The 22,621-nt window shown below is 72.0% G+C and carries 23 protein-coding genes; 12 read left to right on the top strand and 11 right to left on the bottom strand.

The window, feature by feature from the left end; translation table 11 throughout:
- Nucleotides 1-29 precede the first annotated feature (29 nt).
- A complete protein-coding gene (locus IEY82_RS12500; protein WP_189124225.1) occupies nucleotides 30-668 on the top strand; it encodes an O-methyltransferase in 639 nt (212 codons plus the stop codon).
- Here IEY82_RS12500 and IEY82_RS12495 read toward each other — a convergent pair.
- Nucleotides 665-2,074: a leucyl aminopeptidase gene (locus IEY82_RS12495; protein ID WP_189124224.1), complete on the bottom strand. Its 1,410-nt coding sequence runs from the start codon at nucleotides 2,072-2,074 to the stop codon at nucleotides 665-667. The genes IEY82_RS12500 and IEY82_RS12495 overlap by 4 nt on opposite strands.
- A gap of 75 nt (nucleotides 2,075-2,149) precedes the next feature.
- The gene (locus IEY82_RS12490; protein WP_020545024.1) at nucleotides 2,150-2,317 is read right to left on the bottom strand and encodes a DUF3117 domain-containing protein; all 168 of its coding nucleotides are present in this window, start codon (nucleotides 2,315-2,317) and stop codon (nucleotides 2,150-2,152) included.
- 179 nt (nucleotides 2,318-2,496) lie between these two features.
- Between IEY82_RS12490 and IEY82_RS12485 the strand changes: the two genes are divergently transcribed.
- Nucleotides 2,497-3,273 (top strand): PaaX family transcriptional regulator, encoded by a 777-nt coding sequence (locus IEY82_RS12485; protein WP_189124223.1) that lies wholly within the window; start codon nucleotides 2,497-2,499, stop codon nucleotides 3,271-3,273.
- On the top strand, nucleotides 3,270-4,046 hold the full coding sequence (locus IEY82_RS12480) for an enoyl-CoA hydratase-related protein (RefSeq protein WP_189124222.1): 777 nt from the start codon (nucleotides 3,270-3,272) through the stop codon (nucleotides 4,044-4,046). The genes IEY82_RS12485 and IEY82_RS12480 overlap by 4 nt, the downstream gene beginning before the upstream one ends.
- A gap of 172 nt (nucleotides 4,047-4,218) precedes the next feature.
- Here the strand turns inward: IEY82_RS12480 and IEY82_RS12475 are convergent, their stop codons facing one another.
- Together IEY82_RS12475 and IEY82_RS12470 are read right to left on the bottom strand one after the other, a co-directional pair.
- Nucleotides 4,219-4,806: a DNA-3-methyladenine glycosylase I gene (locus tag IEY82_RS12475; protein WP_189124221.1), complete on the bottom strand. Its 588-nt coding sequence runs from the start codon at nucleotides 4,804-4,806 to the stop codon at nucleotides 4,219-4,221.
- Nucleotides 4,769-5,488: a hypothetical protein gene (locus tag IEY82_RS12470; protein ID WP_189124220.1), complete on the bottom strand. Its 720-nt coding sequence runs from the start codon at nucleotides 5,486-5,488 to the stop codon at nucleotides 4,769-4,771. Before IEY82_RS12470 ends, IEY82_RS12475 begins: the two co-directional genes overlap by 38 nt.
- Nucleotides 5,489-5,516: 28 nt before the next feature.
- Between IEY82_RS12470 and IEY82_RS12465 the strand changes: the two genes are divergently transcribed.
- The gene (locus tag IEY82_RS12465) at nucleotides 5,517-5,798 is read left to right on the top strand and encodes a hypothetical protein (RefSeq protein ID WP_189124219.1); all 282 of its coding nucleotides are present in this window, start codon (nucleotides 5,517-5,519) and stop codon (nucleotides 5,796-5,798) included.
- A gap of 4 nt (nucleotides 5,799-5,802) precedes the next feature.
- Here IEY82_RS12465 and IEY82_RS12460 read toward each other — a convergent pair whose 3' ends face one another.
- The 4 genes from IEY82_RS12460 to IEY82_RS12445 all read right to left on the bottom strand — a co-directional run bounded on the left by IEY82_RS12460 (nucleotide 5,803) and on the right by IEY82_RS12445 (nucleotide 9,354).
- On the bottom strand, nucleotides 5,803-6,387 hold the full coding sequence (locus IEY82_RS12460; protein ID WP_189124218.1) for an LOG family protein: 585 nt from the start codon (nucleotides 6,385-6,387) through the stop codon (nucleotides 5,803-5,805).
- Nucleotides 6,388-6,398: 11 nt separating this feature from the next.
- Nucleotides 6,399-7,196: an LOG family protein gene (locus tag IEY82_RS12455; RefSeq protein ID WP_189124217.1), complete on the bottom strand. Its 798-nt coding sequence runs from the start codon at nucleotides 7,194-7,196 to the stop codon at nucleotides 6,399-6,401.
- A gap of 269 nt (nucleotides 7,197-7,465) precedes the next feature.
- Nucleotides 7,466-8,521, bottom strand: a complete 1,056-nt coding sequence (dapE, locus tag IEY82_RS12450) for a succinyl-diaminopimelate desuccinylase (protein WP_189124216.1) — start codon at nucleotides 8,519-8,521, stop codon at nucleotides 7,466-7,468.
- Nucleotides 8,521-9,354: a 2,3,4,5-tetrahydropyridine-2,6-dicarboxylate N-succinyltransferase gene (locus IEY82_RS12445; protein ID WP_189124215.1), complete on the bottom strand. Its 834-nt coding sequence runs from the start codon at nucleotides 9,352-9,354 to the stop codon at nucleotides 8,521-8,523. Before IEY82_RS12445 ends, dapE begins: the two co-directional genes overlap by 1 nt.
- 37 nt (nucleotides 9,355-9,391) lie before the next feature.
- On the opposite strand from IEY82_RS12445, the gene IEY82_RS12440 reads away from it, so the two are divergent.
- A complete protein-coding gene (locus IEY82_RS12440; RefSeq protein WP_225263021.1) occupies nucleotides 9,392-10,213 on the top strand; it encodes a hypothetical protein in 822 nt (273 codons plus the stop codon).
- On the opposite strand, the gene IEY82_RS12435 is transcribed toward IEY82_RS12440, so the two are convergent.
- The 3 genes from IEY82_RS12435 to fdxA all read right to left on the bottom strand — a co-directional run bounded on the left by IEY82_RS12435 (nucleotide 10,210) and on the right by fdxA (nucleotide 12,501).
- Nucleotides 10,210-10,878, bottom strand: a complete 669-nt coding sequence (locus tag IEY82_RS12435; protein WP_225263022.1) for a DUF4178 domain-containing protein — start codon at nucleotides 10,876-10,878, stop codon at nucleotides 10,210-10,212. The genes IEY82_RS12440 and IEY82_RS12435 overlap by 4 nt on opposite strands.
- A gap of 92 nt (nucleotides 10,879-10,970) precedes the next feature.
- A complete protein-coding gene (gene dapC, locus IEY82_RS12430) occupies nucleotides 10,971-12,041 on the bottom strand; it encodes a succinyldiaminopimelate transaminase (protein ID WP_189124214.1) in 1,071 nt (356 codons plus the stop codon).
- Nucleotides 12,042-12,174: 133 nt separating this feature from the next.
- Entirely contained in the window at nucleotides 12,175-12,501 is a 327-nt protein-coding gene (fdxA, locus tag IEY82_RS12425; RefSeq protein ID WP_189124213.1) for a ferredoxin, read from the bottom strand.
- A 106-nt stretch (nucleotides 12,502-12,607) separates the two neighbouring features.
- On the opposite strand from fdxA, the gene IEY82_RS12420 reads away from it, so the two are divergent.
- The 7 genes from IEY82_RS12420 to IEY82_RS12390 all read left to right on the top strand — a co-directional run bounded on the left by IEY82_RS12420 (nucleotide 12,608) and on the right by IEY82_RS12390 (nucleotide 22,577).
- Complete coding sequence (locus IEY82_RS12420) at nucleotides 12,608-12,838, top strand: putative acetyltransferase (RefSeq protein WP_189124212.1); 231 nt, start codon at nucleotides 12,608-12,610, stop codon at nucleotides 12,836-12,838.
- Nucleotides 12,839-12,855: 17 nt separating this feature from the next.
- Nucleotides 12,856-13,914, top strand: a complete 1,059-nt coding sequence (locus IEY82_RS12415) for an ABC transporter substrate-binding protein (RefSeq protein ID WP_225263024.1) — start codon at nucleotides 12,856-12,858, stop codon at nucleotides 13,912-13,914.
- Between the two features lie 100 nt (nucleotides 13,915-14,014).
- Nucleotides 14,015-14,791, top strand: coding sequence for a class I SAM-dependent methyltransferase (locus tag IEY82_RS12410; RefSeq protein WP_189124211.1), 777 nt, complete (start codon nucleotides 14,015-14,017; stop codon nucleotides 14,789-14,791).
- Between the two features lie 145 nt (nucleotides 14,792-14,936).
- On the top strand, nucleotides 14,937-17,462 hold the full coding sequence (locus IEY82_RS12405; RefSeq protein WP_189124210.1) for a hypothetical protein: 2,526 nt from the start codon (nucleotides 14,937-14,939) through the stop codon (nucleotides 17,460-17,462).
- 3 nt (nucleotides 17,463-17,465) lie between these two features.
- Nucleotides 17,466-19,280, top strand: a complete 1,815-nt coding sequence (locus tag IEY82_RS12400) for a UvrD-helicase domain-containing protein (protein ID WP_189124209.1) — start codon at nucleotides 17,466-17,468, stop codon at nucleotides 19,278-19,280.
- A gap of 54 nt (nucleotides 19,281-19,334) precedes the next feature.
- A complete protein-coding gene (locus tag IEY82_RS12395) occupies nucleotides 19,335-21,173 on the top strand; it encodes a sigma factor-like helix-turn-helix DNA-binding protein (RefSeq protein ID WP_189124208.1) in 1,839 nt (612 codons plus the stop codon).
- Nucleotides 21,174-21,206: 33 nt separating this feature from the next.
- Nucleotides 21,207-22,577, top strand: a complete 1,371-nt coding sequence (locus tag IEY82_RS12390) for a CysS/YqeB C-terminal domain-containing protein (protein ID WP_189124207.1) — start codon at nucleotides 21,207-21,209, stop codon at nucleotides 22,575-22,577.
- Nucleotides 22,578-22,621: the final 44 nt, after the last annotated feature.

Raw genomic sequence — 22,621 nt, 5'->3', positions numbered from 1 at the left:
AATCGCATGAAAGTGGGGGGAGGAGGCCGATGACCAGTCCGGTAGAGGCCACTCTGGCCTATGCGGAGCAGTTCCATCACGAGGATGAGATCCTGCACGCGGCGCGGCAGCGCGGCCTGGAGATGGGCGCCACCCCCATCCTTCCCGGAGGCGGGGCGGCGCTCTGCTTCCTGGCCACGGCGGTCAACGCCAAGTCGGTCGTCGAGATCGGCACCGGCTGCGGCGTCTCGGGCCTCTGGCTGCTCCGGGGCATGCGCCCCGACGGCACACTGACCAGTGTCGACGTGGAGCCCGAGCACCAGCGGCTGGCCAGGCAGGCGTTCGCCGAGGCGGGCTTCTCCGGCGGCCGGGTGCGGCTCATCGCGGGCCGCGCGCTCGACGTTCTGCCCAGGCTCTCCGACGGCGGCTACGACCTCGTGTTCGCCGACGGGGCCAAGCAGGAGTATTCCGACTACCTCGCCGAGGCCGTGCGGCTGCTGCGCGTCGGGGGCATCGTCGCCTTCGACAACGCCCTGTGGCACAACCGCGTCGCCGACCCGTCCCAGCGCGACCCGGAGACGGTCGCGCTCCGCGAGCTGGGCAAGCTCGTGCAGGGCGACGACCGCCTCCGCTCACTGCTGATGCCGCTCGGCGACGGCCTGCTCGCCGCCGTCAAGATCGCCGACTAGCCCCGGGTGAGCCACTCCAGCAGCACGCGCACCCCGAACCCCGTCGCGCCCTTGCTGAGGGTGCCCTCGTCGACGGTGCTGCGGCCGACGCCCGCGATGTCGAGATGGGCCCACGGCCGCTTGCCCGCGAACTCCCGCAGGAACAACGCCGCCGTGATGGACCCCGCCCCGAAGGTGGAGCCGCTCTCGACGTTGGACAGGTCGGCGATCGGCGACTCCAGCGCGGGCGCGTAGTCGTCGATCAGTGGCATCCGCCACAGCCGGTCGTCGGTGGCCTGCCCGGCGTCGACCAGCTCGCGGGCCAGCGTGTCGTCGGTGGAGTAGACGGCTCCGACGTTGCGCCCGAGGGCGACCGTGATGGCCCCGGTGAGCGTGGCGACGTCGACGACCGCGTCGGGGTCGAGCTCGGCGTCGGCGTAGGCGAGCGCGTCGGCCAGCACCAGCCTGCCCTCGGCGTCGGTGTTGAGCACCTCGACCGTGCGGCCGCCGTAGTGCGTGATCACGTCACTGGGCCGCTGGGCGGTGCCGGACGGCATGTTCTCGGCCGCGGCGATCAGGCCGGTGACGCGTACGGGCGCGCCCAGGGCGGCCAGGGCCCCCAGGACGGCGATCACCACGGCGCCGCCCGCCATGTCGGTCTTCTGGGTCTTCATGTTCTCGGTCGGCTTGAGCGACAGGCCGCCCGAGTCGAACGTGATGCCCTTGCCCACCAGCACCACGTGCCGATCGGCGGGCTCGGCCGGGGTGTAGGAGAGCTGGATGAGCCGGGGCGGGCTGACCGACCCCCGGCCGACGGCCACGATGCCGCCGAAGCCGCCCGCCTGCAACTGCTCCTCGTCCCAGATCCGCGTGGGCACGCCCTGCTCGGCGGCGCGCTCGGCGAGCCAGGCGGGATTCTTCACGGACGAGGGCGTGTTGGCCAGGTCACGGGCGAGCGCCACGGCCTCGGCGACGGCCTGGGCGCGGCGTACGGACGCCTCGTCGGCGCCGACGAACCTGAGCGCGCCGACGGGCGTCTTGCCCGGCGCGCCGATGCGATAGGCGTAGGCGGCGAGCAGCGCGGCCTCGGCGAACACCGCCACGTCGCCGTCGGGCACCACCACGGCCAGCTCCGCGCGCCCCTTGACCCGGCGGGTCAGCGCCGCCGCGGCCTTGCGCAGCGCGCGCGGCGAGCCGTCGCCGACGCCGTAGAGCAGCACCCGGCCGACCCCGCTCCCGCGCGCCACGGGCACGTCCACGATCTCGCCGGGCTCGCCCTTGGCCTCGTAGTGGGCCAGCAGGTCGGCCACCGGCACCGGCAGGTCGAGCGCGCGGGACGGGATCAGGTCCTGGGCATAGGGGACGGCCACCAGCTCGGCGTCCGCGGGCAGGTCGGTGACCACCGACGCAGTGGTCTCAATCGGCACGGGAACATTCTCCTCGAACGTCAGCGACCCTGGCGCGAACGCCAGGGCCGTGGGGTCAGGTTGTCTCGGGAGCTCTCAGCCGACGACGTTCTTCAACGCCTCACCGAGCGCCTTTGCCTCGTCGGCGGAAATCTCCACGACGAGCCGGCCGCCACCCTCCAGGGGGACCCGCATGACTATGCCGCGCCCTTCCTTGGTGACCTCGAGCGGACCATCGCCGGTCCGCGGCTTCATCGCCGCCATGCGTGCATCCCTTCCTGCCTTGGGCTCCCGCGGCCCGCGATTTCGACCGCCCGTTAGGGAGGGCGGCGCATTCACGTCTTCTGTGATGTCCTATTCTCCCGCATCGAGAGCCCTCATGGGTAACGATCTCCTCCCAGAATGCGTTGTCCGCGGTGGCCAGGACGTTCAAACTGGACTTCGTGCATGCTCGCGCCGCCCTCTTCGACCTCTACGGAGACCACCTGCGCACGCGCGGCGGGCAGGCGTCCGTGGCCGCTCTCGTACGCCTGATGAAGCCCCTGGAAATCGCCGCTCCGGCGGTGCGCACCGCCGTCTCACGGATGGTCAGGCAGGGCTGGCTGCGGCCGGTCAGGCTGCCTCAGGGGCCCGGCTACGGGCTCACCACCAAGTGCGTCAGGCGGCTGGACGAGGCCGCACTGAGAATTTACCGAGCCGGAACACCGAGCTGGCACGGACGCTGGCACCTGATCGTGCTCGAACCGGTGAAGGATCGCCAGCGCCGTGAGCGGCTGAGAGCCGATCTCACCTTCCTCGGCTACGCCTCGCTGTCCGAGACCGCCTGGATCGGCCCGCGCTCCTCCCCAGAGCTCGACAACCTCCTCGACGGCGAGGGGGTGCGGGCCGACAGGTTCGACGCGGCCCTGGAGGGCGTCTCGCAGGAGCTGGTGTCGCGGGCGTGGGACCTGACGGCGATCGGCGAGGCGTACGAGCACTGGCTGTCGGAGGCTGTCACGCTGGTCGGGGCGCTCCCCGAGGGGGCCCCCGCCGATCAGGTCTTCGCGACCAGGAGCAGACTGGTGCACGGGTGGCGCAACTTCCTGTTCCGCGACCCCGGCCTGCCCCCCGAGCTGTTGCCACCCGCCTGGCCTGGGGAGAAGGCCAGATCCTACTTCGAGCAGGAGGCAGCCCGCCTGCTGCCCGCAGCAGCCGCGTTCGTCGACAGGGAGTTATCGTGATCCGCTATGACGTGACCGACGCCGTCGCCACCGTCACCCTCGACCGCCCCGATGCGATGAACTCGCTGACGTCCGAGGTGAAGGCCGCGCTGCTGGAGGCGGTGCGCCGGGCGGCCGGCGACCCGGAGGTGCGGGCGGTGCTGCTGACCGGCTCGGGCCGGGCCTTCTGCGCCGGTCAGGACCTGCGCGAGCACGCCGCCAACCTGGAGGCCGGCCGCGGCCTGGCCAACACCGTGCGCGAGCAGTACAACCCGATCGTCGAGCTGATCACCACCATGGACAAGCCGGTCGTGGCCGCGGTCAACGGCGTCGCCGCGGGCGCGGGCGCCGCGCTGGCCTTCGCCTGCGACCTGCGGGTGGCCTCGGACAAGGCGAAGTTCGCGATGGCGTTCACGGGCATCGGCCTGGCGCCCGACTCCGGCGCCTCCTGGACGCTGCGACGGCTCGTCGGCCAGGGGCGGGCGGCCGAGCTGCTGTTGCTCGGCGAGCCGGTCGACGCCGCCCGCGCCCTCGAACTCGGCCTGGTCTCGCGCGTGGTGCCCGCCGACGACCTGCCGAAGGCCGCCCAGGAGCTGGCCGTACGGCTGGCGCAGGGCCCCACCCTGGCGTACGCGGCCACCAAGCGGGCGCTGGCCCACGCGGCCACGCACTCGCTGTCCGAAACCCTGCGCGTGGAGGCCGACCTGCAGGACGAGTGCGTCGCCACCCGCGACCACCAGGACGCGACCAAGTCCTTCCTGGCCAAGGAGCGGCCGGTCTTCCACGGCCGCTGACCGGCCCGTAGGGGCGACCTCGCCGCCGGGCCGCGTGCCGAGGACCGTGCGCCGCCGGACCGTGCGCCGCCGGACTGCGTGCCGAGGACCGTGCGCCGCCGGACCGTGCGCGACGTGCCGCGGGACACCGGCCCGTGCGCCGCCGGGCCGCGGCACCGGCGGCCGGGAGTGATCAGGCACTCCCGGCGCGGGCCACACACCCCTCGATGTGGTCGTTGACCAGGCCGATGGCCTGCATCAGCGCGTAGGCCGTGGTGGGGCCGACGAACCTGAACCCGTGCCGCTTCAGCTCCTTGGCCAGCGCCACGGAGCCGGGGGTGACGGCGGGGACGTCGGACATCGCCCTCGGCACGGGCGCGTCCGGGTCGGCGTGCCGCCACACCAGCTCGGACAGCCCGCCGGGCAGGTCGAGCGCGGCCCGCGCGTTGCTGATCGCCGCCTCCACCTTGGCCCGGTTGCGGACGATCCCGGCGTCGCGGAGCAGCCGCTCCACGTCGTACTCGGTGTAGGCGGCCACCTTCGGGATCGAGAACCCGTCGAAGGCGGCGCGGAAGTTGTCACGCTTGCGGAGGATCGTGAGCCACGACAGCCCGGACTGGAACGCCTCCAGCGACACCCGTTCGAAGACTCTGTCGTCACCCCGGACCGGCCGGCCCCACTCGTCGTCGTGGTAGGCGAGGTAGAGCGGATCGGAGATGCCCGCCCAGGCGCACCGCACCACCTCACTCACGAGGCGTCCCTCCACCGGGACCGCTGCCATGGGAGTCGTCGCCGTCGCGCCCCGCCTCGCCGTCCGGCGCGTCCTTCGTGTCGGCCGGAATGTCGGCCCGAGCGGCCGGAGTGTCCGCCTGGGCAGCAGGGATGTCCGCCTGGGAAGCCGGGATATCAGCCTGGGTGTCCGGGAGGTCGTCGGCCCGGACGGCTTCGGGGCCGCGGCGCTCGACGCCGTTGGGGACCGGAAGCTCGGAGCCCGTGGCGAACGGAAGCTCGGAGCCCGTGGCGAACGGCGCCAGGGCGGCGGTGTCGAGGGACGGGACGGGATCGCCCGCCTCAGGCAGCTCCATGGACGCGGCGGGCGCCTCGGGCTCGTGGTCGGTGCGCAGGCCGCCACCGGGGGCGGCGTAGACCTCCTGCCGCGCGTGCAACCGGCTCGACAGCAGCTCGGAGACCCGCTGCTCCAGAACCGCGATCCTGGTGTCGCGGGCGCTGATCGCGTTGGCGGCCCGGCGCAGCGTCTCGTCGACGCTCTGCGTGTGATAGCCGACGATGTTGACCGGCAGATGCAACGCCATGAAGTCGACCGCCGTCAGCTGCCCCGGCTCGGGCAGGTCGAGAGGCGGCACGTCCGGCGGGAACTCGGTCAGCTCACCGCCCCTGCCAAGGGATACCAGCACGACGCAGGCCAGGATGGCGAGCGCGGCGATGGCGAGTATGACCAGCACATTGGCATCGTACTCATACCATCGAGGCATGAGTCCCGCAGTTGTCGCGCCCGGTGAGCCTTTGGACCCCACCTGGACTCCCGCGGCCTCGCCCGCGCAGGCCGCCGCGCTGGCGCGGACGGGCGCGACCGTGCTGGTCACGCTGCCCGACGAGCTCGACGCGGCGCTCGCGGCGGCCGCGATCTACTGCTGGCACGGCGCGCAGGTCTTCGTCACGGAACATACCGATCAGGTACGGCTCGCCCTGGACATGACCGAGTCGCTGGCCGGTCGCCGCCCGCCCGCCCTCACCCGTCGCGGTCTCGCCTGACAAGTCAGCCGACGGCCTCGCCGAGCTCCGCGACCGAGGGGCGGACCGGCGCCGGCCGGCCCTCCACATGGGCGAAGGCCTCGTCCACCGTGGTCGTCCAGGCGATGGCGTCGAACACGTTGGCCCTGGTGAAGCCCTCGTCGTACATGCCCTCGACGAGCCGGCGCAGCGGTGTGTAGAGGCCCCAGGGATCGAGGATGACCAGGGGGCGGTCGTGGATGCCGAGCACCCTGGCCGTCCAGATCTCGAAGAGCTCCTCCAGCGTGCCGATGCCGCCGGGCAGCACGAGGAAGGCGTCGGAGCGGGCGTCCATGACGCCCTTGCGCTCGCGCATGTCGGCGGTGACGATCAGCTCGTCGGAGTCGCGGTCGGCCACTTCGATGTCGACCAGGACCTGCGGGATGACACCGACGGTGTGGCCGCCGGCCGCCCGGGCCGCGGTGGTGACGGCGCCCATGCACGAGACGGTGGCGCCGCCGCTCACGAGGGTGTGGCCACGCCGGGCGAGCTCGGTGCCGACCTCCGTGGCGAGCGCCACGTACTTGGGGTCGATCTTCTGGCTGGAGGCGCAGTAGACGCAGACGTTCACGAGGCGCCAGCCTATTGGGGTTCGGCGATGTGCGAGGCGGCGGCCTGCCGCTCCTCCAGGCTCTGCCGGGACCGGGCCCGGTCGGACTCGACGATGACCCGCACGGCCTCGTCGACGTCGTCGGTGACCGTGATCAGGTCGAGGTCGTGGGTGGCGATCTTGCCGGTGCCGAGCAGGGCCTTCCTGATCCAGTCGATCAGCCCGCCCCAGAACTCGGTGCCCAGCAGCACGACGGGGAACGAGGTGACCTTGCGGGTCTGCACCAGGGTCAGCGCCTCGAACAGCTCGTCGAGGGTGCCGAAACCGCCGGGCAGCGCGATGAAGCCGCATGAGTACTTCACGAACATCGTCTTGCGTACGAAGAAGTAGCGGAACTCGATGCCGAGCTCGACGTAGTCGTTCATGCGCTGCTCGAACGGCAGCTCGATGCCGAGGCCCACGGAGATGCCTCCCGCGACCTCGGTCGCGCCCCGGTTGGCCGCCTCCATGGTGCCCGGCCCGCCCCCGGTGATGACGGCGTAGCCGGCCTCGGCCAGTGTCCGGCCGAGGTCGACGCCCATGGCGTAGTAGGCGTCGTCCTTGTCCGTGCGCGCGGAGCCGAAGACGGTGACCGCCCTGGGCAGCTCCGCCAGCTGCCCGAACCCCTCCACGAACTCCGCCTGGATGCGCAGCACCCGCCACGGGTCCATGTGCACCCAGTCGGCGGGCCCCTGCCGGTCGAGCAACCGCTGGTCGTGGGTGGACTCGGGAACCAGCGCGCCACGGACCACGGCCTGACCCTGACGGCGTTCGCGACGTATCTTCTCCATGCGGATCACGCTAGTCCTCTTCCCCGGCTCTCGGGTCGCGGCCGGCGCCTGTCACTCGGTGGGCTCACCGCGCGATGGATCCGGCTGTGAGTCACCGAGAGGACATCATGGATGGCATAACCGCAGGTGGACGGCCCGTGTCAAGCTCGTAAAAAATCTTGAAAGAAGCAGGGAACCGAATTTCGACCCCCTCGCGTCTAACTGCCGAGGGTGCTGCTCGGGACTGAAAGTGGCTTTCCCCGCCAAATGGCCGGCGAGGAAAGCCACTTTCACGTTGTGAGCCAGTCGAGCATCGCCCGCTCGCTCTCCACGATCTTGGACAGCGACACGTACTCCCCCTGCTGATGCGCCAGGTTCGGATCGCCCGGCCCGTAGTTGACGGCCGGAACCCCCAGGGCGGAGAACCTCGCCACGTCGGTCCATCCCAGCTTCGCCCGGGGCGTGCCGCCCACGGCCGCGGTGAAGGCGGCGGCCACCGGATGCGTGAGACCCGGCCGGGCGGCGGGCGCCGCGTCCACGAAGCGGACCTCGTATCCGTCGAACACCTCCCGCACGTGCGTCTGCGCCTCCTCCAGCGACAGGTCGGGCGCGAACCGGTAGTTGACCGTCACCACGCAGGCGTCGGGGATCACGTTGCCCGCCACCCCGCCCTCGACGCGTACGGCGTTGAGTCCCTCGTGGTATTCGAGCCCGTCGACCACCGGCCGCCGCGCCCGGTAGGCGTTGAGCCTGGCCAGCACCGGCTCGGCGCCGTGGATGGCGTTGACCCCGAACCACGACCTGGCGCTGTGCGCGCGCTTGCCCGTCACCGTGATCTCGGCCCGCAGCGTGCCCTGGCAGCCGCCCTCGATCACTCCGTCGGTCGGCTCCATGAGCACCGCGAAGTCGGCCGCCAGCCAGCCGGGGTGGTCGCGGCTCACCCGGGCGAGCCCGTTGCGCTCCGCCTCGATCTCCTCGCAGTCGTAGAAGACGAACGTGACGTCGCGGTTGGGGGCCGGCACGGTGGCCGCCAGCCTGAGGGCGACCGCCACCCCCGCCTTCATGTCGGAGGTGCCGCAGCCGTAGAGCAGGTCGCCCTCGACGCGGCTCGGCAGGTTGGCGGCCACGGGCACCGTGTCGATGTGTCCGGCGATCAGCACGCGCTCGCCGCGCCCCAGCGAGGTGCGGGCGACGACGGTCTCGCCCGACCGGTCGAGCTCGAGGTGCGGCAGCGCGGCGAGCGCCCGCTCGATCTCGTCGGCCAGTGCCTTCTCGGCCCCGCTCACCGACTCGAGGTCCACGATCGCCGCCGTCAGCGCGCGCACGTCCTGTGTCAGGTCCAGCATCAGGTATCGGCTCCATGTTCGCGCAGCACCTCGTCGAGGGCCGCCTTGTCGTGCCGCTGCCCGGGGTCCAGGCGCTTGATCACCAGTACGCAGGGCAGCCCGAACGTGCCTCCGGGGAACTCCTTCTGCCGGGTGCCGCCGACGGCCACGCACCAGTCGGGGATCCGGCCGCGGGCCAGTTCGTCGCCCGTCATCACGTCGATGACCGGGATCGTCGACGACAGGATGGTGCCCGCGCCCACCACGGCGCCGCGTCCGACCCGGGCGCCCTCGACGATCATCGCCCGGCTGCCGATCAGCGCGTCGTCCTCCACGACCACCGGCATGGCGTTGGGTGGTTCCAGCACGCCGCCGATGCCCACCCCGCCCGACAGGTGCACGTTGCCGCCGATCTGGGCGCAGGATCCGACCGTGGCCCAGGTGCCGACCATCGTGCCGGCGCCGATGTGGGCCCCGATGTCGGTGAACGACGGCATCAGCACCACGCCGGGCGCCGCGTAGGAGCCCCATCGCGCGATGGCCCCCGGGACCACCCGGACCCCGTCGAACGTGGTCTTGAGCGGCAGCCGGTCATGGTGCTGGAAGTCGCCCACCTGCGACCTGGCCAGGCCGAGCACCTTGAACGCGAGCAGGATCGCGCGTTTGGCCCGCTCGTCGACGACCACCTCGCCGTCGGACACCTGGGCGACCCGCGCCTTGCCGGTGTCGAGCAGGTCGATCGCGCCGACCACCACGGCGCGGGCCTCGGCGTCGTTCGGCGACAGCTCCGCGCGCCGCTCCCAGAGGGCGTCGACGGCCCGTGGGAGCGGTGACGAGGTGCTCTGGTGACTCATGGCCACGGAGCCTATCTGGCCGGGTAGGTTTTTCAGGGTGCGCCTGCGCTTCTCCCGCGGAGTCTTCACCATCGCGGTCATCGTTCTCGTGCTCGCGGTGGGCATCTCCGTGGGCCTCTACGCGCTGCTCAAGAAGGCCAAGCCGCTGGCCGTGCCCGATGCCTCCTGCCTCGTACGGACTCCCCAGGGGTCGCTCGGCCTCGACATCGAGCAGGCGCAGGTGTCGGCCACCATCGCGGCCGTGGCGGCACGGCGCAGGCTGCCCGAGCGAGCCGTCGTGATCGCCTACGCGACGGCGCTGCAGGAGTCGAAGCTGCGCAACCTCGACCACGGCGACCGCGACTCGGTCGGGGTGTTCCAGCAGCGCGAGTCGCAGGGATGGGGCACGCAGAAACAGATCATGGACCCGGTCTACTCGACCAACAAGTTCTTCGCCGCGCTGGTCAAGGTCAAGAACTACCGCACCATCCCGCTCGCCGAGGCCGCGCAGGAGGTGCAGCGCTCCGCCGGCGGCTACGCCTACGCGCCCCACGAGTCCGACGCCAAGATCCTGGCCGCGGCGTTCACCGGCCGGGTTCCCCGGTCCGTGCACTGCTGGTATCCACCGGCCAAGGGGCAGACCGCCACGCCCGTGGCCCGCACCGGTGAGGCCCGCCGCCAGCTCGCGCGGGCACTCGGCGACACCACCATCACCAGCAAGCGGCGCGGCTGGCTGATCGCCGCCTGGTCGGTGGCCCACGCGCGCGAATACGGCCTGAGCCGGGTCGGGTTCAGCGGGGCCACCTGGTCCAACGACCTGGAGGCCGACGACTGGCGGTCCGGCGGCAAGGCGGGCGACCGCCGCGTCGAGCTGTCCTAGGACGCGCGGCTGACGATGTCGATCGAGCCGGGCGGCAGCGGCCGGGCGTAGCTGGCGGTCCACGCCCTGCCCTGGATGCGTTCGAAGGAGAGCAGCCGCCCGTCGGAGGCGCGGTAGTCGGCGAAGTCGAGCAGCCCGCGCTCCGGGTTGCCGGTGTCGCCCTCACATCGGAACGCCGCCGTGCCCCGCTCGATCGGGAAGAACTCGACGCCCTCCATGATCAGCATGCTCTTGGCGGGGACCATGCCCTGGGTGGGCACCTCGGTCCAGAGGAGCACCTCCAGGTGCGGCGGATCGCCCTGGGCGAGACCCTGGCGCACCTCCACCGACAGCCACTGGAAGCGGCGGGTGCGGTCGCGGAGCAGGTATTCGGTCCACTGCTGGCCCTGCCACGACATGAACATCGCGCCCAGCACGCGCGCGGGCGAGCCGTGGACGTGGATTCGGTCTCCGACCTGGATGGTCCGGGGATCGGTGTAGTCGGACCCCGCATGCCCAGCCGCGCTCACCGGCGCCGGTAACGGGGTCTCAACGGGAGCGACCTCAACCGGCGGCGCGGCTGTGCGGTCCTTCCTGTCCTGGCGCAGGGTGGCCAAGAAGGCTCCCAGCAGCAGGAGGACGGTGGCGATGCTCAGCCCGAGTACGACCATGGAGGTCATGCTCATCGATCAGCTCGCTCCACTCGCGGTCTGCCTCGGCAAACGCCCTTATCAATTTATGCTTGCTCGCAATTGCGAGCTGACTATGACGCGGGATCCTACTGGAGGCGGCGCACCGCCGCACTGATCCTTTCGTCAGTGGCCGTCATGGCGATACGGACATGTCGCTTACCTGCTGGTCCGTAGAAATCGCCTGGTGCGACCAAAATGCCGATTTCGGAGAGTTTGCCTACCTGATCCCAGGCGTTCTCTCCGTTGGACGCCCAGAAGTACAGTCCGGCCGTCGAGTGATCGACGCGCCAGCCCGCCTGTTCGAGCGCCGGACGCAGCCGGGCACGACGGGCGGCGTAGAGCTCGCGCTGCGCGTCGGCGTGCTCGTCGTCGCCCAGCGCGGCCGTCATCGCGGCCTGCACGGGGCCGGGCATCAGCATGCCCGCGTGCTTGCGCACGTGCAGCAACCGGCCCACCAGAGCGGGGTCGCCCGTGACGAACGCCGCCCGGTATCCGGCCAGGTTGGACCGTTTGGACAGCGAGTGCACCGCGAGCAGCCCCTCGTGGGAGCCGCCGCAGACGTCGGGATGCAGGATGGAGACCGGTTGTTCTTCCCAGCCGAGCTCGAGGTAGCACTCGTCGGAGGCGACCACCGTGCCGCGCTCGCGCGCCCAGGCCACCACCTTGCGCAGGTGCTCGGGCGGCAGCACCCGGCCCGTGGGGTTGCCCGGGGAGTTGACCCAGACCAGGTCGACGTGCTGGGGACCGAGTGCCAGCAGGCCGTCGGCCGCCGTCGCCGCCGCTCCGGCCAGCCGGGCCCCCACGTCGTAGGTGGGATAGGCCAGCTCGGGGAAGACGACCCGCTTGGCGCCGAGATAGGTCGGCAGCCAGGCGACGAACTCCTTGGACCCGAGCAGCGGCAGCACGTCGCGCGCGTCGACCGTGACGCCGTGCCTGCGGCGCAGCCAGCCCGCCGCGGCCTCCCGCAACTCCGCGGTGCCGTGGGTCAGCGGATAGCCGGGGCTGTCCGCTGACGCGCACAGCGCGCTCTGGACCAGGCCCGGCACCGGATCGACGGGCGTGCCGACCGACAGGTCGACGATGCCCTCGGGATGCGCGCGGGCACGCTCCTTGTACGGCTCCAGCCGGTCCCACGGGAAGTCAGGCAGGGTGTTCACGAGGCTCCAGGATCTCGGTGGTGCGGCGGGACTCGACGCGCGCCGGAACTCGGCCGGTCGCGTCTTCCCGAGACGGCGCCCGGGAAGACCCGCGGGTGGGCGGCCCCGAAGGGCGGCCCACGCCCTGCGAAGGCTAGTGGCCCTCGCCCTGCGGGGGCAGCGCGGCCACGACCGGGTGGTCCTTCTCGATCTTGCCGACCTTGGAGGCGCCACCGGGCGAGCCGAGGTCCTCGAAGAAGTCGACGTTGGCCCGGTAGTACTCCTTCCACTGCTCAGGAAGGTCGTCCTCGTAGAAAATGGCCTCGACGGGGCACACTGGCTCGCACGCGCCGCAGTCCACGCACTCGTCGGGGTGAATGTAAAGCATGCGCTCGCCCTCGTAGATGCAGTCGACGGGGCATTCCTCGATGCACGCCTTGTCCAGGACGTCCACGCAAGGCTGCGCGATGACGTAGGTCACCTCGAGCTCCTTCTTCTCCGCCACCATGGCATGTCTCTGACCGCGGTTTGCTACGCCCTAGTATTGCCGTGCTTGCCAACTGGCCGGAACGGAGGGTGGCAAACTCGTGGCCGGTCGCTTCGTGATCAGCATCACAGCAGCCGACGTGGGGACGCGAATCACCACGCGCAGACGCGATCCGGCGGGTTTCCGCGACACGGTGGGCGTCCTCGAATCGTGGGCCGACGGAGTGCTCAAGGTTCGTAAAAGAGACGGCACGCTGGTGGAGATCCCCGAAGAGTCGCTGGTGGCGGCCCGAGTCGTTCCCGCCGCGCCTCCTCGACCTGGAGCTTCGTAACCGTAAGTATTCACTCTGTGACCGTACGTACCTGCGCCGCTGCCGCAGCCATCCTCGTCAGCGCCGGATGCGGCGCGTCGACGACCACAGAGACCAAGCCGTTGCCTCCGGTCAACGCCAACGCCGACTCCATGAAGGCGGGCTTCGGCAGCCTGGAGCGGCTCGCCGAGGCCGCCAAGCAGGAGGGCGAGCTCAACGTCATCGCCCTGCCGCGTGACTGGGTCAACTACGGCGAGCTCATCGACACCTTCGCCGACAGGTACGGCATCAAGGTGAACGAGTTCGAGCCGAACGCCAGCAGCCAGCGCGAGATCGACGCCGCCGGGCGGCTGAAGCCCGACGTGTTCGACCTGACCCTGGACGTGGCGGTGGCCAACGCCGGCAAGTTCGCCCCGTACAAGGTGCAGGGCTGGCAGGACCTGCCCGACGACGTCAAGGACACGTCCGGCGCCTGGTACGCCGCCTACGGCAGCTACATGTCGATCGGCTACGACCCGCGCACGGTGTCCGCGCCCGCCTCCTTCGCCGACCTGGCCAAGCCCGGGTACGTGGTGGCGCTCGACGGCGACCCGCTGCGGTCCATGGCCGCCTTCGAGGGCGTGATGGCGGCCTCGCTGCTGCACGGCGCGCCGCGCCCGCAGCGCGGGGTGGAGCTGTTCCGCAAGCTGAAGCGGGAGGGGCGGCTCACCGAGCCGGCCAAGGCCAACGTCGTCGTCGGCTGGGACCACCTCAACGCCATCCGCAGCGCCCATGACCCCGAGGCGTGGAAGGTGACGATCCCGAAGGACGCGCCGCTCGGCGCCTACCACGTCCAGGCGATCAGCAAGCACGCGCCGCATCCCGCCGCCGCCCGGCTCTGGCAGGAGTTCGTCTTCTCCGACGAAGGCCAGAACCTCCTGCAGAAGGGGTTCGCCCGGCCCGCTCGCGGCGAGGCCATGCTCACGCGGGGCACGCTCGACACCCATCAGGCGGCCCAGCTGCCCGCGGCCCCCGGACCGCCCATCCTGCTCACGATCCCGCAGACGGACGCCGGCAAGTCCTATCTGAAGAAGGAATGGACAAAGAGCGGCGGATGAGACCGATGTGACTTGGTATGTCATAGAGACTTTCAGCCTCTAAAGTGAATGGACAGCACGGCCACGGGGGCCCGATGTCTGACGAAGAGAGCTGATCGTCTTGCGCTATGACACACCGAGCTTGGAGCGGTGGAGCAGTCGCGCCTACGACGGCAGCTTCGGCTACGTCTCCACCCAGGGCGCTCCCCTCGTCGACCTGCTCGACCCGCAGCCGGGGGAGCGCGTGCTGGACCTCGGCTGCGGCACCGGCGTACAGACCGCCCAGATCGCCTCCCGCGGGGCCCGCGTGCTCGGCATCGACGGGTCCTCCGCGATGATCGAGAAGGCCCTCGCCCAGTATCCGGGCATCGACTTCATCGTCGGCGACGGCCACGACTTCACCGTGGCGCAGGCCTACGACGCCGTCTTCTCCAACGCCGCGCTGCACTGGATGAGCCGCGAACCCGGCGCGGTCATCGCCAGCGTGCGCGAGGCGCTCACGCCCGGCGGGAGATTCGTCGCCGAGATGGGCGGGGCCGGCAACTGCGCCGAGCTGACCGCCGCCATGCTCACGGCCTGGCGCGAGTACGGCCTGCGCGAACCCGACCTGCCCTGGTACTTCCCCACGCCCGCCGACTACGCCCAGCGCCTGGAACGCGAGGGCTTCGTCGTGCGGCTGCTCGAATACTTCGACCGCCCCACGCCCCTCGACGAGTGCCCCGGCGGAGCCGCCGACTGGGTGCGCATGTTCGCGTCCTCGGTACTCGAAGGGCTGCCGCCGGATATCGTCGAACCCCTGCTCCGGCGGGTCAACGAGCTGGCGGCGCCGGCGCTGCGCAGGGAGACCGGCTGGATGGCCGACTATGTACGCCTGCGCTTCGCGGCCGTACGGCGTTGATGCGTCGTCCATGATGCGTAGTGCCGTTTTGCCGGACTATGGTCTGTTCCGTGGGCGGCGAGAGTATGGCTGCACCGCTTCGGCGGAGTGAGGGGCTGGTGAACGGAACGGGATGAATTTCTGCCTGAGCGACCTCGTACCACCGTTGAGGTGGAGCGACGCGTCCACGATCACGCTTCTCACCGGTCAGCCGGACCTCCCGGACGCCTGGTGGCGCAGCCTGCCCCTCCCGCTGGTCCTCGCGGCGATCGCCCCGGAGTCGCTGGCCGAGCTCCTCACGGAGATCACGCTGGAGCACTGGCCCGCCGCCTCCGTGGGTGACGTCCTGCCCGCGCTGCACGTGCTCGATCCGGATGAGGCCGACGAGCCGCAGGTCGCGATCGCCCTCGACCGGGCGGGCTCCTGGGCCGGGCTGCTCGCCCTGACGGGCAGGGAGCTGGTCGACCAGCCGTTCATCCAGGCGCGCCCCGTGCTCACCACGCTGTTCTCCTCGGTCCTGGTACGACTCGCCCCCGCCCGTCCCACGGCCGTCTCCACGCCCGCCGAGGCGCCCGGCGCCGAGATCGTGGTTCTCGAACCGGCCACCGACGACTCCCAGCCGGTGCTCGACGCCGACGCCGAACCCCTGACCGAGGACGCCTCCGAGCCGCAGCTCGCGGTCGACGCGGACGTGCCCTCGGCCGACTCCTCGGGCCCGCTGCGCCCCCGGGTCCTCGACGGCCCTCCCCGAGACCCCTCCCCCGGCGGTGCGTCCCCGGCCGACGGCCTCGCCGACGTCTTCCGTCCCCGCTTCCGGGCCGTCGACCCACACGGCCAGCCCGCCGAGGACGCGGCCGGACCAGCCGACTCCCCCGGCCTGTCCCTGGCCGAACCCCCGGCTTCCACCACAGCCGACTCGCCGTCCGACCCGTCCGACTCGCCGTCGGACCAGGCCGTCTCGCCGTCCGGTACGGACTCCGCCGACGCCCAACCGGACCAGCGGGTCGCCGACGAAGCCGCCCAGGCACACGGCCGGTTCGACGACTCCGTGGAGGCGGCGAACTCTGCCTCAGCGGCGCGCCGGCAGGCTGACTCCGCGGACGAGGCCGTCGAAGCGCACCGCGCGGGTCGCGGCGAATCGCAGTCCCGCGAACCGGAGCCCGCCGACGGCCACGACGGCTCGGAGGCGTACGCCGCTGACGCCGAACACGCGGAGGTAGCCGACGCGAACCCCGCCGACTCGGACCGGGCGAATGCGGCCGGCCCGCAGGCTGACGCCGACGCCGACGCCGGTGACGCTGACCGTGCCGACGCGGCTGACTCACCGGCGAAGGCGGCCATCGCTGAGGCCAACGCGGATGACCCGTCGGCGGAGGCGGGCCTCGCCGAGGGTGGCCCGGATCACCGGCCGGCGGAAGTGGACATCGCCGAGGCCCACCGGGACGCCGGTGACCCGCAGGGGCGGGGTGTCGGCGCGGACGGTTCGGCGGTGCTGGGCCGGGACGAGGATGTCGACGGCGCTGGGAGCGGGCGTGACGGTGAGGACGGGCCATCCGGTGACGGAGGGGACCTGGCCGAGCTGATCGAGACGGCGTTCGCCGGTCTGGACGACAAGAGCTGGGCCGTCGCGCAGAACAGGGTGTTCACCGATGAGCCGTCGGCGGTGGACCAGCTGGCCAAGCTGTTCGCCGTGCCCCCCGCCGAGATCGCCGCGACCGAGACGCGGCTGAGAGCGCAGCTCGACCAGTGGCTGGCCAGCGACGAGGCGGCGCCGTACCGGGCGCACCTGGACGAGCTGCGCAGGTCGATCGGCCCGGCCGCGCCCAAGGAGCGGCTGATCGGAGCGGCGCCGTGGCACGCGAAGGAGATCCGCGCGCTGGAGGTGCCCGCCTGGCAGTTCGTGCTGGCGACCCTGCCGGCCCGTACGCACCCGGACGACGAGCCAGGGGCCCGGCCCGAGAAGCCGGGGGCGCTGTCTGAGGCGGCGGGGATGCGGCCCGAGGTGCCGTCCGCGTTCGCCCGGCCGGCTCCGGCCAACGGGGCTCCGTCTCCTGCGCCGCTGTTCCAGGCGTTCGCGCCGGCCACGCCCGCCGAGGCCCACCCGGTGGAGGCCCACGTGGAGGCCCACCCCGTGGAGGCCAACGGAGGGTCGGGCGAGCAGCCGGCGAAGCCGTACCAGCCGTTGAAGGACGTCTCGCAGACGCGGCGCTGCTTCCGCCAGCCGGACGGGCGGTGGTGGCTGCGCATCGACGTCACGGCCGAGCAACTGGCCGGAGGCGAGTGCGCGCTGCCCACCGGGTTCGCGGCCTACCTGGGCCTGTCGCCCGGTGAGACCCGGTCGGTCCGGAGCGCGGCGGGCGCGCTGACCATGACGTGGCATGGCAGGCCGGTGCTGGAGTCGATCGAGCGGCTGCTCGTGGACGTGGGCGCGAAGGAGGGCGGTCACCTGTTCCTCACGCTGTCGGACGAGGGGGTGCTGCGGGCCAGGCACCTGCCGGTCGCCGCGCAGAGCGCCGAGAAGATCACCAGGGCGCTCCGCCTGGTCGGCTACACCGCGCCGGGCGGCACCAAGGACCAGGCCGCCAGAGTGATCGCCACCAGGATCGGCATGACCGGCCCGGTGGCCCTGCCCGACCTGTTCACCAGGCTCCGCGAGCGCGGGGACCGCGACCTGCTCGTTCTGCTGGACTGAGCCGTGCCGCGGCTCGCGATCGGCCCGGAGTTCCCCCGGGAGCTCAGCGCACTGGCCCCGCCGGTGCGCAGGGACGCCGTGGTCGCGCTGCGCCGCTTCCTGCTGAACGTCACGGGAGGTCCGCATCCCGAGCGGGTCAGGGGCGCCCGGGACGCCCGGATCGCGACCCTGCGGCTCGCCGAGGGGCTCCGTGGCGTCGTGGTGCGCGAGCGGGACGTCTACTGGCTGCTCACACTGCTGCCCGACCCGGACGCCTGGTCGTACGCGCGGCGCCGTCGCTACGGGATCAACCCGGTGATCGGGGTGGTCGAGGAGTGGGACGCCGAGGCGCTGGAGCGGGTGGAGCCCGCGCTGCGCAGGTCGGCGGGCGCCTCGCGGCTGTTCGACCCGATCTGTGACGGCGACCTGCTCGCCCTCGGCATCGACGTGCGGGCGTTACGGCTGGTACGGCTCATCACCACCGAGGCCGACGTGGAGGCGCTCGAACCACTTCTCCCGGTCACCCAACACGCTCCGCTGGCGGTGCTGGCACGCGGCGGCTCGCTCTCCGACGCCTGGCGGGAGCTGGACGGCCACCGCCCCTACGACGGCGACCCGGGGCCGATCGACGGCGAGGACTTCCACGCGGCGCTGCGCCGCAGCCCGGACCGGGCGGTCTTCGTCACCGACAAACTGGAGCTGGAACGGGTCCTGGAGTCGCCCGCGTGGTGCACGTTCCTGTATCCGCAGCAGCACCGGCTGGCCCGCGCCGCCCGCTACGACAATCCGGTGCTGGTCATCGGCGGAGCGGGCACCGGCAAGACGCTCCTGGCCCTGCACCGGGCCGCCCACCTGGCCACGCACGGCAAGGGGCCGGTGCTGCTGGTGACCTACTCGCAGAGCCTCGGCGAGGAGCTGTCCACCAGGCTCGACAGGCTGCTCGTCGACGAGGTGCCGCGTAAGCGGGTCGAGGTGGACAACGCCGAGCGGCTGGCGATGCGGATCGTGGGCCAGGCCGAGGGCCGGCGGCCCGTGCTGGTCGGCCCCGGCGCCCGGACCCTGGCCGAGCTGACCGACGAGGCGCTGCGGCTGCTGTCGAGGGCGACGGGAGATCTGCTCGACGATGTGGAGCCGGGGCACAAGCCGTACCGTCACATCATCGTGGACGAGGCGCAGGACATCAGCCCGGCGCAGTGGCGGCTGCTGCGCGCGGCGGTGCCGCGCGCGCACGACGACCTGTTCATCGTGGGCGATCCGCACCAGCGGGTCACCGACACGCGCGTGGCGCTCGGCGCCGTGGGCATCCCCGCCGCCCTGCACTCACTGTGGGTCTCCCGCAGGCTGCCGCAGGAGCTCCTCTCCTTCGGCGTCCGGCTGCGTGGCGGCGGGCCGGCTGACGGTCTGGTCAAGGGCGTGTCCGGCCTGTACGGCTTCCGCGCCACGCGCAACGGCGAGCACCCGCTGATCCGGGTCTACGACTCGCCCGAGGCGGAGCTGGCCGGGCTGGCCGAGACGGTCGCGTCCTGGCTGGAGGAGGGCGTGCCCGCCGGGCAGATCGCCGTGGGAGCCCGCACGCCGCAACTGGTGCGGGCGGCCAGGCGGGCGCTCGCGGAGGCCGAGGTCCGGGTGTCGACGTTCCAGAATCTGAAGGGGCTCGAATTCGAGCGCGTCGCCCTCATCGGCGTGGCGGAGGGTATCGTGCCCGAGACACCACCCGATGATCCCGGCGCCCGCGCGCGACTCCTGCAGCGGGAGCGGGGCATGCTGTACGTCGCCTGCACGCGAGCCCGCTCGATGCTCTACATATCCCATTCGGGAAGAGGTAGCCCCTTTCTGTAGCTCTGATCACATACTCTGAACTGCGGATATCTTCCCTTCGCCGGTTGGACCTCAATGAACCTCAGCCTGAGTGACCTCGCGCCACCCCTGCGCTGGACCTCCCCTGGGCAGATCGCGCCGATCGCGGAGGATCCCCAGCTGCCCGAGGCCTGGTGGCAGGCGATCCCACTCGACCGCGCGTGCGCCATCGTGGGCGCCCAGGCCGTGGCCGGCCGTCTCGCCGATCTCGCGGTCACCTGCTGGGGCCATCTGCTGCTCGGCGACATCCTGCCGCTGCTGCGTTTCTCCAACCCGGCCGAGGCCGAGCGGGCACCCGAGACCCTGGGCAAGGACGTGGTGCAGAAGCTGTTCGGCGGGGTGTTCGAGCGGCTGCTGGAGCCGGTGCCCGAGCCCGCGCCGGCCCGCCCCGACAAGCCGCTGCCCGACCTGGTCGACGGGCTGTTCGCGGCGCTGGACGAGCGGCAGCGGGCGATCGCGCGCGACCGGCTCTACGCGGTGCAGCGGGCCACGCTCGACGAGCTGGCGCAGCGCTTCTCCGTGACGCGGGAGCGGATCAGGCAGATCGAGCGCGACCTGCGCGACCATGTGGAGGCCTGGCTGGGCGGACCGGAGGCCACCGCCCTGGTCGCGCACGTCACGTGGCTGCGGGGCCGGCTCGGCTCGGCGGTGCCCGCCGACGATCTGGCCGCGGCGGTGCCGTGGCATCGCGCCGAGCTGCGCACGCTGGGCATCCCGGCCTGGCGGTTCGTGCGCACGCTGCTGACCGGCTACGAGCAGGCCGACGGCTGGCTGATCGCGGGCGGGGCCGAGGAGCTGCGCGAGAAGACGCGCCAGCTGTTCGCCGACGGGCCCCGGCCGCTCGGCGAGGCCGTGTCCATGGTCACGCAGCTCGGCATCCGCGAGGACGTGGCCGAGCGGTGGATCGCGTCGGTGCCGCAGCTTCGGGTGCTCGACCAGCACGTGGTGCCGTGGCCGCGCAGCATCAACGAGAAGGCCGAGGCGGTGCTGCTGGTGGCCGGACGCCCGCTGTCGCCCGAGGAGATCCAGGAGCGCATCGGCGAGGACTACAGCCTGGTCGGCATCCGCAACCAGCTCACCGCCGACGGGCGCTTCCACCGGGTCGACCGCAACAAGTACGGCCTGACCAAGTGGGGTGGCGACGAGTACCTGGGCATCAGGGAGATGATCGCCAGGGAGATCGAGCGGGCCGGCGGCGAGGCCTCGGTCAGCACCATCGTCACCAACCTGACCTCCCGCTACGACGTGAGCGAGAGCTCGGTCCGGGCCTACTCGGGCGGGCCGGGGTTCGAGCGGACCCAGCGCGGATGGATCCGGGTGGCGGGCACCTCCCCCACCGGGGAGGCGGAGCCGTACCAACCGCGTAAGGACGTGTCGGAGACCCGGCGCAGCTTCCGCAGCCGCGACGGGCGCTGGTGGCACCGGGTGGACGTCAACGCCGAGCACCTGCGCGGCTCGGGCTCGCCGTTGCCCACGGGGTTCGCGGCCTACCTGGGCATGGCGCCCGGTGGCCAGCTCACCGCCTCGACGCCGTCCGGCGACGTGGTGATCAGCTGGCACAACCAGCCGACGATGGGCTCGATCCGCAACGTGCTGGCCGACTTCAAGGCCAGTGAGGGCGACCACGTGTTCCTGACCGTCTCCGACGGCGGCGAGCTGCTGACGCGCTACCTGCCGGCCGCTCCGGCGGGGATGCCGCCGCTGAACCGCGCCCTCTACCTGATCGGCTACACCGCTCCGGTGACCTCCGAGATGGAGGGGCTGCGACTGATCGGCGCCCGCGTCGGGCTGCCCGACGCGACCTCGCGCGACGAGGTGCTGGCCCGGCTGCGCGAGCGCGGCGACCGCGACATCGTCGGCTTCCTGGGCGGCTGACCTCCTGACCGGGCCGAGGGCTAGGCTCGGAGGATGGCGCGGATCTACGACACGAGGACCAGGCGGACCGAGGAGATCGTTCCCGCGCGGGCGCTGCGCATGTACACCTGCGGGCCGACCGTCCACCGGCCCGCCCATATCGGCGACCTGCGTTCCCACCTGCTGTCCGACCTGATCCGCCGGGTTCTGGAGCGACGGCGCGTGCGCCTGGTGGTCTGCCGCAACATCACCGACGTGGGTCTCCTCGCCGGCGACGCGGAGGCCGGTGCCGACGGGGCCCCGGCATGGGCCGAGGGCCGTCCGGTGACGGAGGTCGCCCGCCACCACGAGGAGTCCTTCCAACGCGACACGGCCGCGCTGAACCTCCGGTCGCCGGAGCACGCCCCCCGGGCCGGCGAGACGATCGAGCCCATGGTCGAGCTGATCGCCAAGCTCATCGAGCAGGGCCACGCCTACGCGGTCTCGGACGGCTCGGTCTTCTTCGACGCCGCGTCCTTCCCGACCTACGGCGAGATCTCCGGCAACCGGCTCGACGCCCTCAAGCCCGGTCACCGGCACGGCGACGTCGACCCGCGCAAGCGCTTCCACGCCGACTGGGCGCTGTGGAGGCCCGGTGACGGCGAGCCGACCTGGGACACCCCGTGGGGCCGCGGCCTTCCCAGCCGGCACATCGAGTGCTCGGCCATGTCGCTGCGCTTCCTCGGCGAGCGCGTCGACATCCACACCGGGGGCATCGACCTGCGCTTCCCGCACCACGAGAACGAACGCGCCCAGTCCGACTCGGCCGCCGGGCACGAGGTGGTCAAGCACTGGGTGCACGGCGAGCAGCTGCTGTTCGACGGCCGCCCGATGGCCGGCTCGACCGGCAACGTGGTGCTGTTGTCCGACGTCGTGGAGGCCGGGCTCGACCCGCTCGCCGTCCGGCTGGCGTTCATGGAGCAGCGCTACCGTCACCAGGTCAGCCTCGACTGGGACGCGTTGCGGGCCGCCGACCGCACGCTGCGGCGCTGGCGGGGCCGGGTGGCCGAGTGGGCGGAGTCACCGAGCGCGCCGATGGCCCGCGACCACGTCGAGCGCGCCGAGGCGGCCTTCGACGACGACCTCGACACGCCCGCGGCGCTGCGGATCCTGCGCGAGCTCGAACACGACGAGTCGGTGCCGCCGGGCTCCAAGTTCGAGTCGTTCCTGCATCTCGACCACGTGCTGGCGCTCGACCTCTCGACCGAGATCGGCAGGGCCCCGGTGCTGCCGCCGGGCGCGGCCGAGCTCCTCGACCAGCGTGCGCGGGCCCGTGACTCCCACGACTGGCCCGTCGCCGACCGGTTGCGCGACTCGCTCGCCGAGGTCGGCGTGCTGGTGTCCGACACGCCCGACGGGCAGGTCTGGGTGCTCGGCGGACATTGACGGCCGGTCGCCGTGGCGGTGAGAGCAGTGACCGCGGACTGCCA

It is taken from the genome of Nonomuraea cavernae (assembly GCF_014646355.1).
Lineage (GTDB): Bacteria > Actinomycetota > Actinomycetes > Streptosporangiales > Streptosporangiaceae > Nonomuraea > Nonomuraea cavernae.
The sequence above is the reverse complement of the archived record's forward strand: the minus strand, read 5'-3'. Positions and strand labels throughout refer to the sequence as shown.

What these genes read in the sequence shown, in the direction of transcription:
- IEY82_RS12500 (WP_189124225.1), top strand. Translation starts at nt 30, where the DNA reads ATGACCAGTCCGGTAGAGGCCACTCTGGCCTATGCGGAGCAGTTCCAT.
- IEY82_RS12465 (WP_189124219.1), top strand. Translation starts at nt 5,517, where the DNA reads ATGAGTCCCGCAGTTGTCGCGCCCGGTGAGCCTTTGGACCCCACCTGG.
- IEY82_RS12455 (WP_189124217.1), bottom strand. Translation starts at nt 7,196, where the DNA reads ATGGAGAAGATACGTCGCGAACGCCGTCAGGGTCAGGCCGTGGTCCGT.
- IEY82_RS12490 (WP_020545024.1), bottom strand. Translation starts at nt 2,317, where the DNA reads ATGGCGGCGATGAAGCCGCGGACCGGCGATGGTCCGCTCGAGGTCACC.
- IEY82_RS12475 (WP_189124221.1), bottom strand. Translation starts at nt 4,806, where the DNA reads ATGGCAGCGGTCCCGGTGGAGGGACGCCTCGTGAGTGAGGTGGTGCGG.
- IEY82_RS12395 (WP_189124208.1), top strand. Translation starts at nt 19,335, where the DNA reads ATGAACCTCAGCCTGAGTGACCTCGCGCCACCCCTGCGCTGGACCTCC.
- IEY82_RS12445 (WP_189124215.1), bottom strand. Translation starts at nt 9,354, where the DNA reads ATGAGTCACCAGAGCACCTCGTCACCGCTCCCACGGGCCGTCGACGCC.
- IEY82_RS12390 (WP_189124207.1), top strand. Translation starts at nt 21,207, where the DNA reads ATGGCGCGGATCTACGACACGAGGACCAGGCGGACCGAGGAGATCGTT.
- dapE (WP_189124216.1), bottom strand. Translation starts at nt 8,521, where the DNA reads ATGCTGGACCTGACACAGGACGTGCGCGCGCTGACGGCGGCGATCGTG.
- IEY82_RS12435 (WP_225263022.1), bottom strand. Translation starts at nt 10,878, where the DNA reads ATGAGCATGACCTCCATGGTCGTACTCGGGCTGAGCATCGCCACCGTC.